Origin of the sequence: Pseudomonas sp. RW10S2, from assembly GCF_014268985.1 — a bacterium.
GTDB classification, from domain to species: Bacteria; Pseudomonadota; Gammaproteobacteria; order Pseudomonadales; family Pseudomonadaceae; genus Aquipseudomonas; species Aquipseudomonas wayambapalatensis.
The window spans coordinates 1-12,070 of record NZ_JABWRO010000072.1 but is presented as its reverse complement, the minus strand read 5'-3'; the positions used below and the strand labels follow the sequence as shown (position 1 = coordinate 12,070).

Below are 12,070 nucleotides of genomic sequence, written 5' to 3'. Positions count from 1 at the left end.
TCGCGGGCCGGATGGCCTTTCCCCTGTTACTGCGCACCAGGGGGAGGGCGCCGGTTCCGCGATTTTTTTTGTCCGCTGCACGCCGGTCAGTCGGGTAGCAGGCGATCGCGGCTGTTGGAGAGGTGCAGGCAGATCGCCGCCCTGGCCGCTTCCGGGTCCTGTCGGCGGATGGCGTTGAGAATCGCCTCGTGCTCCAGGTTGGCCAGATAAGCATGCCCCGCCAGGTTGGCCCCGGCGCGCTCGGCCTGGGCCATGCGCTTGCGCGGGATCAGACCGTCACCCAGTTGCGCCATCATCTCGCTGAAATACAGGTTGCCGGTGGCCTCGGCGATCAGCAGGTGGAAGCGTCGGTCGGCTTCGATGCAGCTGTCACCGGCGGCGGCCAGGTCCTGGTAGTCGTCCAGCGCCTGGCGCATCTGCGCCAGTTGTCGGTCATTTCGGCGCAGGGCCGCCAGTGCGGCGGCCTGGCCCTCCAGGCCGATGCGCAGCTCCAGCAGGTCGCGCACGCTGGCGGCGTTCTCGGGGCCCACTCGCAGGCCGGAACGGGCCTGGCGTTCGATGACGAACGTACCGATCCCGTGACGGGCCTGTACCAGACCCGCAGCCTGTAGCTTCGACAGCGCTTCGCGGACCACGGTACGGCTGACGCCATACTCGCGCACCAAGGTGTTTTCCGAGGGCAGCTTGTCGCCCGGCTTGAAGGTGCCCAGCAGCAATTGCTGGGTGAGGCTCGAGACCAGGTCGTGGGCACGGCTATGGGGGCGGGTCATGGCGTGGGCTCGAAGTAGTACCTGTGAGAGCGGCGGTTCGCCGCTGCGACGTGTTCCGCGAAAGGACTCGGCTGAACGCCCTCACATTACTTGTATGACAAGTTATCCACAAAGATTTTTTTCATCCTGATATTCCCCCTCCCATTGCCTTGGGTAGTCGACCTGATAAAAGCATTTCGCCGATTTTTACCTAGTTAACCGCTTGTATTTTGCTTTTTTCGCTCAATTTCCAACTTGTCGTACAACCCCGCCGGGAATATGCTCATTTCCACCTGGATGTCAGACAACTGCCTCGCCTGCCACCAGCACCCTCAATAAAAACAATGACTGGGAGATATCCCGTGAACGACACCCCCCCTGCGTCTGCCTTGCCCGGCGGCGATGCGCTGGCCAGCGCCGTAGCCAAGGTCAAGCGCCATGTCCTGCCGCTGTTCGTCATCATGTTCGTGGTCAACTACCTGGACCGCGTCAATATCGGCTTCGTCCGTCCGCACCTGGAAAGTGACCTGGGCATCAGCGCCGCCGCCTATGGATTTGGCGCCGGCCTGTTCTTCATCGGCTATGCGTTGTTCGAGGTGCCGTCGAACATGCTGCTGCAAAAGGTCGGCGCACGTCTGTGGCTGACCCGCATCATGTTCACCTGGGGCCTGGTCGCCACCGCCATGGCCTTCGTGCAGAACGAGACCCAGTTCTACGTGCTGCGTTTTCTGCTCGGGGTCGCCGAAGCCGGCTTCTTCCCCGGAGTGATCTACTACTTCACCCGCTGGCTGCCCGGTGCCGAACGTGGCAAGGCGATCGCCATCTTCCTCAGCGGCTCGGCCCTGGCCTCGCTGATCTCAGGTCCGTTGGCCGGTGCGCTGATGCAGATCCAGGGCATGGGCCTGCACGGCTGGCAATGGATGCTGTTCATCGAGGGCATGGCCTCGGTGATCCTGTGCTTCTTCGTGTTCTTCTGGCTCGACTCCCGCCCGCAGGATGCCAAGTGGCTGAGCCCGGCCGAGCAGCATGCGCTGGTCGAGGCCATCGACCGCGAGCAGCGCGAGCGCGAGGCGGGCGGGGTGATCAAGACCTCGGCCTGGCGCCTGCTCAAGGACCGCCAGATCCTGCTGTTCTGCCTGATCTACTTCTGCATCCAGTTGACCATCTACGCCGCGACCTTCTGGCTGCCGAGCATCATCAAGCGCATGGGCGAGCTGAGCGACCTGCAGGTCGGCTTCTTCAACTCGATCCCCTGGCTGATCTCGATCCTGGCGATGTACGCCTTCGCCGCCGGGGCCGCACGTTGGAGATTCCAGCAGGCCTGGGTCGCCGCCGCACTGGTGGTGGCCGCCATCGGCATGTTCATGTCGACCACGGGCGGGCCGGTGTTCGCCTTCGTTTCGGTGTGCTTCGCCGCCATCGGCTTCAAGGCGGCGTCGTCGCTGTTCTGGCCGATCCCCCAGGGGTATCTGGATGCGCGCATCGCTGCGGCGGTGATCGCACTGATCAACTCGGTGGGCAACCTTGGCGGCTTCGTCGCGCCCACCACCTTCGGCCTGCTCGAGCAGCAGACCGGCTCGATCCAGGGCGGGCTGTATGGCCTGGCGGTGACCTCGGTGCTGGCCGCCATCGCCGTGTTCTTCGTCCGTACCCGCGCCAAGGGTGCTCCTTCCCCTGAACTCAAGGCCCCATCGGCCCTGGGCCAATCCCATTGAACGCCTGCCCGACAAGGACAATGACCATGCAGACGACGCCTCACTCCTCGACCCCGGTCGTCACCGACCTGCGCGTGATCCCGGTGGCCGGCCACGACAGCATGCTGCTCAACCTGAGCGGCGCCCACGGCCCGTTCTTCACCCGCAACATCGTGGTATTGCGCGACAGCGCCGGCAACACCGGCCTGGGCGAGGTGCCTGGCGGCGAGAACATCCGCCAGACCCTCGAAGACAGCCGCAGCCTGGTGGTCGGCCAGCCAATCGGCCATTACCAGCGCGTGCTCAATGCCATGCGCCAGACCTTCGCCAGCCGCGATGCCGGCGGGCGCGGGCTGCAGACCTTCGACCTGCGCATTACCGTGCACGCGGTGACCGCCATCGAGTCGGCCCTGCTCGACCTGCTCGGCCAGCACCTGAACGTGCCGATGGCCGCGCTGCTGGGTGAAGGCCAGCAGCGCGAGTCGGTGAAGATGCTCGGCTACCTGTTCTACATCGGCGACCGCACCCGCACCGACCTGGCCTACCGCAACGAAGCCGAGGCCGATGACGACTGGCTGCGCTTGCGCCATGAGCCGGCCCTGACGCCCGAGGCGGTGGTGCGCCTGGCCGAGGCCGCCAAGGCCCGCTACGGATTCAACGACTTCAAGCTCAAGGGCGGCGTGCTGCGTGGCGAAGAGGAGATGGAGGCTGTCACTGCGCTGGCCGAGCGTTTCCCCGAGGCGCGCATCACCCTCGACCCCAACGGTGCCTGGTCGCTGAAGGAGGCCATTGCCCTGTGCCGCGACAAGCACGATGTGCTGGCCTACGCCGAGGATCCGTGCGGTGCGGAGAATGGTTATTCCGGGCGTGAAGTGATGGCTGAGTTCCGCCGCGCCACCGGCCTGCCCACCGCCACCAACATGATCGCCACCGACTGGCGGCAGATGGGCCACGCGATCCAGTTGCAGTCGGTGGACATCCCGTTGGCCGATCCGCATTTCTGGACCTTGCAGGGCTCGGTGCGGGTGGCGCAGATGTGCCATGACTGGGGCCTGACCTGGGGCTCGCATTCCAACAATCACTTCGACATCTCGCTGGCCATGTTCACCCAGGCGGCAGCCGCCGCGCCGGGTGAGATCACCGCCATCGACACCCACTGGATCTGGCAGGACGGCCAGCGCCTGACGCGTGAGCCGCTGCGCATCGTAGACGGCCATGTACGGGTGCCGACGCGGCCGGGGCTGGGGGTAGAGCTCGATGAGGACCAGTTGATGAGAGCCCATGAGTGCTACCGCAACATGGGCCTGGGCGCTCGGGATGACAGCGTGGCGATGCAGTTCCTGGTGCCGGGTTGGACCTTCGACAACAAACGGCCTTGCCTGGTGCGTTGACAGAGAAGGCCCTGTCGCGGGGCAAGCCGGATCGCGATAGGGCCTGCGCAGCCAGTAAAAAGCTTTATGCGCGCTTTACCCCCGCGCAAACACCACCACCGCCGCCCGCACCTTGCGTCCACCGAACAGGCTCATGCGCTGGCAGTCCAGCGCCAACCGGTGGCGGCCGTGGTCGGTGTCCGGATCGTGCAAATAGACGAAGTCGGCATTCGATGGTATTCCCGCCGCCGAACCTGATCGCCAGCATTGGCGGGATGTCCAAGTTCAGCATGATGACTGCCGTGGTGGGGGCAGGAATGGTTCTGGGGCTCAAGCGCATGGCGCGGAGGATGGCGTGAGCAATCTGCAGACAGGGCTGTGCGTGGTGTCGGTGATCGTGATCTTCGCGGTGGTGAACTACCACTGGGATCACCGTCGCGACCAGCAGCAACTGTCTTGCTCAACATCCAAAGGTGCCCAAAAATCCCTGTGGGAGCGGGCTTGCCCGCGAAAAGCCCTTCGCGGTGAATAGCACCGATTTGACCCGCCTTCGCAAGACCCGGTGTCGTGATCGAACACCTTCATGGCGCGCAGGAACAATTTGCCCAGCACCCGCACTGCTTGAATGAAGCCGACCTCGACGCCGCCGCTCGCCAACCCGTGAACAACGTCAATAAAATCACCTGAGCCGCGTGCAACTCATTGTCCAGAAAGGAGATAGTTTTCGCCTACGCCTGCCCGTCCTTCCTTGTGTCAGCAAAAAAAGAGAACAAGATCAATGAACACCGTGGGAACTGATGGCAACCTTGCACAAGGTTTCAAGCCACGTCATGTAACGATGCTGTCCATCGCCGGCATCATCGGTGCAGGACTTTTCGTCGGCTCCGGACACGCCATCGCGGCTGCCGGTCCCGCCACCATCCTCTCCTATTTCGTCGCCGGCACGCTGGTCGTGCTGGTCATGCGCATGCTCGGCGAAATGGCCGTCGCCCATCCCGACACCGGCTCGTTTTCCACCTACGCCGACCAGGCCATCGGCCGTTGGGCCGGCTATACCATCGGCTGGCTGTACTGGTGGTTCTGGGTGCTGGTCATTCCCATCGAGGCGCTGGCCGCAGGCCATGTGCTCAATGCCTGGTTCCCGCAGGTCGACAGTTGGATCTTCGCCCTCGCATCGGTACTGCTGCTGGCCTGCACCAACCTGTTCAGCGTGGCCAAGTACGGCGAGTTCGAGTTCTGGTTCGCGATCCTGAAAGTCACCGCGATCCTGGGCTTCATCGGCCTCGGTTTTGCCGCGCTGATGGGCTGGCTGCCCAACCGCGAAGTCAGCGGCCTGAGCACACTGATGAGCGAGCACGGCGGTTTCGCGCCCAAAGGCTGGTCGGCGGTGATCGGCGCCTTCATCACCGTGATGTTCAGCTTCATCGGCACGGAAGCGGTGACCATTGCCGCCTCCGAATCCAGCGATCCGGCGCGCAACATCGCCAAGGCCACCCGCTCGGTGATCTGGCGGATCAGCACCTTCTACATCCTGTCGATCTTCGTGATCATCTCAGTGGTGCCGTGGAACGATCCGCAGCTTGCGGTGGTGGGCTCCTACCAGCGTGCGCTGGAGATCATGAACATCCCCAATGCCGCGTTCATGGTCGACCTGGTGGTGCTGATCGCCGTGACCAGTTGCATGAACTCGTCGATCTACATCGCCTCGCGGATGATGTTCTCGCTGGCCAAGCGCGGCGATGCGCCCGCCATGCTCAAGCGCACCTCGAAGGTCGGCGTGCCGCGTGCTGCAGTGTTCGGCAGCACGCTGATCGGGGCTGCCATCGCCATCCTCAACTACTTCGCGCCCAAGGGCGTGTTCGAGTTCCTGCTCGCCAGCTCCGGCGCCATCGCCCTGTTGGTGTACCTGGTGATCGCCATCTCGCAGTTGCGCATGCGCCGGCGCCTGGAGCGCGAGAGCACGGAACTGAAGTTCCGCATGTGGCTGTTCCCCTGGCTGACCTGGGGAGTGATCGTGTTCATCAGCTGCGCGCTGGCCGTGATGATGTATACCGAGGAGCACCGTGCAGAGGTCAGTGCAACACTGAGCCTGGCGATCGTGATCTCCTTCCTCGGCATCGTCACCACGCGCGGGCATGGCCGCAAGGTGGTGGTGCGGTCGATGGGGTAGCAGAGCGGATGTAACGGGTCATGACGAGGGGCGCCTGGACTAGGCGCCCTTCTGTCATGGGCCACAGCATCCTAGGAGCGGTCCGACATTTCCGGCGCGCTCCCTTGGATAGGCTTCCTGGCTTCGAACAATGCCAGGAGCCCTTCGATGAAAGACCACCCGCAACATGACAATGCAACCGCCTCTGCGCCTTCCAGGGATGAGCGCTTCGACGAGGTCGTGACCCTCATCCACTCGGCACGGCAACGCTGCATGCAGGCCGTCAACACACAGCTCATCGAGCTGTACTGGCAGGTCGGTGCCTACATCAGCCGCAAGATCGAGAATGCCGAGTGGGGCGACGCCGTGGTCAGCCAGTTGGCCGGACACCTGGCGCGTACGCAGCCAGGGTTGCGTGGGTTCACGCGACCGAACCTTTTCCGCATGCGCCAGTTCTTTGAAGCCTATCGTCACGACGAAGTTGTCTCACCGCTGGTGAGACAACTGCCGTGGACCCACAACATGATCATTCTCGGGCAGAGCCGGCGGGTGGAGGAGCGGGAGTTCTATCTGCGGATGGCCATCAAGGAGGGATGGTCCAAGCGCGAACTGGAGCGCCAGATGAAAGCCGCGCTGTTCGAGCGCAGCGTTGCCGACCCGCTCAAGGCCTCGGCCTCTCTCGCCCAGGCCCACCCGCAAGCCCTGTCGGTGTTCCGTGACGCTTACATGCTGGATTTCCTCGACCTTCCCCAAGCACATGCCGAAGCCGATTTGCACAAGGGCCTGCTCCAGCGCTTGAAGGACTTTCTCGTGGAGCTTGGCCGCGACTTCTGCTTCGTCGGCTCCGAGTATCCACTGCAGGTCGGTGGGCGTGACTTTGCCGTGGATCTGGTGCTGTTCCATCGCGGTCTCAACTGCCTGGTCGCGGTGGAACTGAAGGTCGGGCGCTTCGAGCCCGAGTACATGGGCAAGCTGGATTTCTATCTCGAGGCGCTGGACCGCAACGAGCGCAAGACGCATGAAAATCCTGCCATTGGCGTACTGCTGTGCGCCAGCAAGCATGACGAGGTGGTCGAGTACGCACTCAACCGCAGCCTGTCACCGGCCCTCGTCGCCGAGTACCAGACCTGCCTGCCGGACAAGGCACTGCTGCAGGCCAAGCTGCAAGAGTTCTACGCCCTCGACGCCCGCTGAACCCTTCCCGAAAGCGACTCGATACCTGTCTAAACGCCAGCCCAACTGTTGTAGAGCGGGCTGTGTCCCGCGAACACGGGCGTAGCCCGTGCCAGGCAGCGCGGTGTCTTTTTCGCGGGCAAGCCCGCTCCTACAGCTAGCACCACTCGTCAAATAATCAACAGAAACGCTTGGCGTCGCGCTCGTCGCTGGTGGGGTCGTCGCCATTGGAGAAGGCCAGGCTGGCGTTCATCACCAAGTCGCGGTGATAGATGCTCAGGCCCACCCCGTAGCCGTGGCGGCTGAGGCTGTTCTCGCTGTCGTCCCAGGGCTTCTTGTTCACTTTCACCCGCCCCGCATCGGCGAACAGCGCACCTTCGGCGATGGCGCCGTTGATGTTGCCCAGGTATTTGCGCAGCTCGACCCGGCCGAGCAGGCCTTCGTCACCGGCCGCTTCGCCGACCCCATAGGCGCGCACGCCGTTGGGGCCGCCGAGGGTGAATTTCTCCGAGCTGTCGAGGTTCTTGTCGGCCCACTGGCCGCTGATGGCGGCGTACAGCGAGTAACCGCCGCCGAGCGCCTGCAGGCGGCTGAACGACAGGGTGCCCTTGTGGTAGGTGCCGGCGGCCTCGGCGGTCAGCGCGTCTAGGGCTGCGTCGAGCGGGGTGTTCTTGTCCAGGTGGCCGATGCCGTAGCCCAGGCTCCAGCGGTTGCTGCCGGCCCAGCCGTCACGCCAGTCGCCGTACAGGGTCAGGCCGCGGAACACGGCGCTCTTGCGCACCTCGAAGGCGCCAGCGGCGTCGTCGAAGTAACGGTGTTCCTGGGCCAGGTTCAGGCCGATGTTGGCGTCGCGGCTGCGCAGCAGCGAGGCATCGGCGAACAGCGACGACACCTGGGCGCTGCCGCTGGCGTTGGCGGTCTTCAGGCCTTTGCCGATGCTGTAGTCCATCTCGGCGTAGCTGGCGCCGACGCTGATGCCGCTGGCGCCCAGTGGCAAGCGCATGCCCACGCCCTTGATATCCAGGCCCTCGAAGCTGGCCTGGTTGTTGAAGTACAGGCTTTCGCCGAAGCCGAAGGCGTCGTTGAGGCTGACGTTGGTGCTCATCCGGTTGCTGCCGGTGTAGTAGTTGCCGTAGTTGTCGAAACTGACCCGGCCGGTCCAGGCAGTCATCTCGCTCAACTTCAGCACGATGTCGGCGGCGCCCGGCTGGCGCGAGGGCTGAAGTACCGCGCGCACCGAAACCCCGGCGATATCCGACAGGCGCAGCAGTACGCGCTCCATGTCCTGCTCGCGAATCACGCTGCCGCTGGGCAGTGCGTCGACGAAACGCTGCTGCATGCCGGCATTCAGGCGCACACCCGGGCCCGGCTCGGTGCGTACCGTGCCGACCTTGCCCTCACGCACCTCAAGGGTGACCACGCCGCCTTCGATTTCCTGCGGCGGCAGGTAGGCGCGGGCCACCAGATAACCGCGGCTGCGGTACAGCGCGGTAATGCGGTCGGCGGCGGCGCGCAGGCCGGTGAGATCGAGTTCGCGGCCGAGGTCGTTCTGCAATTCCTGCTGCAGGCGCGATTCGCTGATCTCGCGGTTGCCGGTGAGCTTGAAGGCCGTGACCTTGAAGCTGAACGAGGGGGCCGCCGAATTACTGCCTTGGGCCTGGCGCTGGTCGTCCTCGGCCTCGATGCGCACGCTGCCTTGGGGCTGCTGGCTGCGCTGCGCCGGGCGCAAGCTGTCGCGGTTGGTGTCGAACAGGGAGCCGGCACTGGGCAGGGTTTCACCCTGGGCTTGGCCGGCGAGCACGGCGGCGGTGAGTAACGTCAGGGCGCGCGGGTGCAACGCCCGGCGCACGGAGGCGGCGAGATAAGTCCGGGTCATGGCAGATTCTTTTGTTGTTTTTGTAGGAAGTGCGAACGGCGTCAGCGGGTCGGGAACAGGGTCCTGGCAACGCTTTTCGCGGCGAACAGGCGGGCGGCGTGATGGCCGACCTTGCTGACCTGGAATTGCAGATGGTCGATGGGGATGTGCCATTTCTGCGCGAGGAAGGCTTCGTAGCGCAGGTAGTTGAGCTGGCGCTCGACGCGGGTATCGCCCTGCATGGCAGCGCCACAGGCGCGGTCCATGACCCGGTCGTCAGGCTTGTTGTCGAGCTCGCCGACCATGTAGGTCAGGTTGCGTGCGGCATAGCGCTGGAACACCTGGGTAGCGTTCAGGCCCTGGCGGGTGAAGTACGCCGGGGCCCGCTCCAGGCCATAGCGGTACTGGTTGTAGCTGGGGCACATGACCGTGAGTACGGGCTTGAAGGCACCGTCCTGCAGGCGGTTGTCGTCCAGGTAAAGGTAGGACGAGGGGCTCGACACCACGTAGCGCACCTGGATGCCACTGGCGCGCAGGCGTTGGTCGCCGTCGCCGAGCAGGGTGTAGCGCTGCATCAATTGACCCCCGGCGGAGTGGCCGATGAACACGATTTCCTTCAGCGCAGGGAAATGCTGGCGATTGCCGAGGTAGGCGAGCAGGTCGTCGAGCACGGTGAACCCGGCGATACCGGCGCGCCCGCTCTGCGACTCGGTGCCGTGCATCCACTTGTCCTTGGGCCACAGCGGCATGTCAGCGCCGGCACGGCGGTCGCTGGGGGTGAGGAAGTTGGGGGCCAGCAGCAGGGTGTCGCGGGCGCTGAAACCTGCGTTTTCCAGCAGCTTTTCGCCGCTGTCGTAATAGTCGTCGGCATTGCGGCGTACACCATGCAGCAGCACCACGGCGCGCTGTACGGGCAGGCTGGCAGTGTTCAGGTCGTTGTTGGCGAAGGCGACGAAGTTGTAGGGGGCCGTGTCGCCCAGGCGCAAGGTCTGGGGGGCGGCGACGGCCTGGACGGCCAGCAGGCTGGCGGCCAGGAGCAGCACGGAGCGGGTGAGTGTGCGCAGAACGTGATGCCGCATGTAACCACCTCGTAAGAGTGCGGTGCCGGTCGTATCCCGTGGCAGTGTATGGGGATCGGCCGGTTTGATTGGAGTTATGGTGCCGATCCTAGCAGTGGTTTTTGCCGAGATAAAATATCTTGAATCGAGTGTCTTGATATTTTGAAAGTATCAAGTTGTCGTTGCCGACCTCCATACTAGAGAGATATTGATTGGATATTTTTAATATATTTTTAATCTTCAAGCACCGCCGCTAGCATCCCGCCATGTTCGCCCCTCCTGAGCGACACATTCGCGGATCCGAAACCATGACAACAAGAAAGACCCCGCTCTACCTGGCCATCGCCTACGCCTTGTTCGCCGCTGCCACGGCCCAAGCCGCCAACACCGCCGACCTGCCGTGCAAGACCACCGCCGAATGCGCCGAACAGGCGCGCAAGATCGGCGCCAGCGTGGACAAGTCCGCGCTCAAGGGCGGCCAGCAGGAAAGCCAGTTCGACTGGCTCAACCGCATCAACAAGGCGTCCATCGTCATGCTCACCGAGCAGGGCATCGTGCCTGCCGACCAGGGCAAGGTGATCGCCAGCGGCGTGCGCTATGCCATCGACCAGGCCAAGCAGCCCGACGGCAAGCGCCCCAGCGATGTGCTGCAGCTCGAGCAGGTGATGATCGACAAGATCGGCCCGCAGGCTTCGCTGATCCACTCCGGGCGCAGCCGCCAGGACATGTACGCCACCTATCGCCTGGCCTCGCTGCGCGCCGAAGTGCTGGACTACAGCGACGCCCTGAACGCCACCCGCCAGCGCCTGCTCAAGCTGGCCTCGGTCAACGTCGACACTCTGGTGCCGGCCTACACCAACGGCGTGCAGGCCATGCCGATCAGCTACGCCCACTACCTGCTGGCGTACGAGGCGTCGTTCCAGCGCGATGCCCAGCGCATCCACGACCTCTATGCACGCCTGAACCTGAGCCCGATGGGCACCGCGGTGCTGGCCAACTCCGGCTACCCGCTCAACCGCGAGCGCCTGGCCACGCTCTTGGGCTTCGATGGCCTGCGCGAGAACTCGCTGGATGCCAGCCAGGTCTCGACCTACGACATTCCGCTGGAGGCTGCCAGCATCGCCTCGTCGTCGGCCATTCGTGTGGGCGCGATCATTGGCGACATCCACACCCAGTACCACCAGACCCGCCCCTGGCTGCTGCTCGACGAAGGCTCGACCTACACCAGCAGCGCCATGCCGCAGAAGCGTAACCCGGGCCTGCTGATGCGCACCCGCGAGTCGGCCTCCGATGTGGTCGGGCTGGCCAACGCCACCACCGTGCGTGCACACAACGTCACCACCGGCATGACCGACTACAAGGCCGCGTTCGACGACCTGGGGCTGTTCAAGTCGGCCAACGAGATGTTCGAGCGCATGGACCTGGTGCTCGATGCCCTGCAGATCAACGCTGCCCGCGCCGAAGAAGAGCTGGACGCCGACTGGACCACGTCGATGGAGCTGGCCGACACTCTGGAGCGTCAGCACCACGTGCCGTTCCGCATCGGCCACAGCTTCGCCTCGCTGATCGTCGAAAAGGCCCGCGCCGAGGGCACGCTGCCCAAGGACTTCGCCTACGCCGATGCCCAGGCGCTCTACACCCAGGCGGCGAAGAAGTACAAATGGCAGGACGACCAGTTGCCGCTGAGCGAGGCTGCGTTCCGCGCCAGCCTGTCGCCACGGGCGATGGTCGAGAGTCGCCAGGGCACTGGTGGGCCGCAGCCGAACGAAGTGCGGCGCATGCTGATGGAGGCGGGCAAGCGCCTGGCGGCGGATCAGGACTGGATGAAGCTGCACCGGCAGAAGCTGGTGGATGCCGATGCTGCGTTGGACAAGGCCTTCGACAAGCTCGCCGGGCAATAACGGCATCGCAATCTCAAAAATCTAAGGCGTGCCCAGTCCCTGCGGGAACAACTGTCTTGCTCAAAATTTAAAGTCCAGCCCAATTCCTGTGGGAGCGGGCTGGCCCTTAGATTTTGAGCAA

Annotated in this window: 9 protein-coding genes and 2 pseudogenes; 7 read left to right on the top strand and 4 right to left on the bottom strand. The window is 64.2% G+C overall.

Annotated elements, in window-relative coordinates; translation table 11 throughout:
- Positions 1-86: 86 nt before the first annotated feature.
- Entirely contained in the window at positions 87-770 is a 684-nt protein-coding gene (locus tag HU729_RS16195; protein WP_186710959.1) for a FadR/GntR family transcriptional regulator, read from the bottom strand.
- Positions 771-1,111: 341 nt separating this feature from the next.
- On the opposite strand from HU729_RS16195, the gene HU729_RS16190 reads away from it, so the two are divergent.
- Entirely contained in the window at positions 1,112-2,464 is a 1,353-nt protein-coding gene (locus HU729_RS16190) for an MFS transporter (RefSeq protein WP_186670313.1), read from the top strand.
- 20 nt (positions 2,465-2,484) lie between these two features.
- Positions 2,485-3,834, top strand: coding sequence for a glucarate dehydratase (gene gudD, locus HU729_RS16185; RefSeq protein ID WP_186710958.1), 1,350 nt, complete (start codon positions 2,485-2,487; stop codon positions 3,832-3,834).
- Positions 3,835-3,909: 75 nt separating this feature from the next.
- Here the strand turns inward: gudD and HU729_RS16180 are convergent.
- Positions 3,910-4,044, bottom strand: a pseudogene (locus HU729_RS16180) (ribosomal-protein-alanine acetyltransferase); the annotation flags it as partial.
- Here HU729_RS16180 and HU729_RS26050 point away from each other — a divergent pair.
- From HU729_RS26050 to HU729_RS16165, 4 genes and pseudogenes are all read left to right on the top strand, one after another.
- A pseudogene (locus HU729_RS26050) lies at positions 4,044-4,172 on the top strand (magnesium transporter CorA family protein); the annotation flags it as partial. The pseudogenes HU729_RS16180 and HU729_RS26050 sit on opposite strands and share 1 nt — an antisense overlap.
- Positions 4,169-4,345, top strand: coding sequence for a hypothetical protein (locus HU729_RS16175; protein WP_186710957.1), 177 nt, complete (start codon positions 4,169-4,171; stop codon positions 4,343-4,345). The pseudogene HU729_RS26050 and the gene HU729_RS16175, both read left to right, overlap by 4 nt.
- Before the next feature lie 246 nt (positions 4,346-4,591).
- Positions 4,592-5,983, top strand: coding sequence for a GABA permease (gene gabP, locus HU729_RS16170; RefSeq protein ID WP_186670318.1), 1,392 nt, complete (start codon positions 4,592-4,594; stop codon positions 5,981-5,983).
- A 147-nt stretch (positions 5,984-6,130) separates the two neighbouring features.
- Positions 6,131-7,156 carry a PDDEXK nuclease domain-containing protein gene (locus HU729_RS16165; RefSeq protein ID WP_186710956.1) on the top strand — a complete coding sequence of 342 codons (1,026 nt, stop codon included), beginning with the start codon at positions 6,131-6,133 and terminating at the stop codon, positions 7,154-7,156.
- A gap of 157 nt (positions 7,157-7,313) precedes the next feature.
- On the opposite strand, the gene HU729_RS16160 is transcribed toward HU729_RS16165, so the two are convergent.
- Together HU729_RS16160 and HU729_RS16155 are read right to left on the bottom strand one after the other, a co-directional pair.
- Positions 7,314-9,011 carry a ShlB/FhaC/HecB family hemolysin secretion/activation protein gene (locus HU729_RS16160; protein ID WP_186710955.1) on the bottom strand — a complete coding sequence of 566 codons (1,698 nt, stop codon included), beginning with the start codon at positions 9,009-9,011 and terminating at the stop codon, positions 7,314-7,316.
- Between the two features lie 41 nt (positions 9,012-9,052).
- Positions 9,053-10,069: a hypothetical protein gene (locus HU729_RS16155; protein ID WP_186710954.1), complete on the bottom strand. Its 1,017-nt coding sequence runs from the start codon at positions 10,067-10,069 to the stop codon at positions 9,053-9,055.
- A gap of 287 nt (positions 10,070-10,356) precedes the next feature.
- Here HU729_RS16155 and HU729_RS16150 point away from each other — a divergent pair, with 287 nt between their 5' ends.
- Positions 10,357-11,949, top strand: coding sequence for an argininosuccinate lyase (locus tag HU729_RS16150; protein WP_186710953.1), 1,593 nt, complete (start codon positions 10,357-10,359; stop codon positions 11,947-11,949).
- Positions 11,950-12,070: the final 121 nt, after the last annotated feature.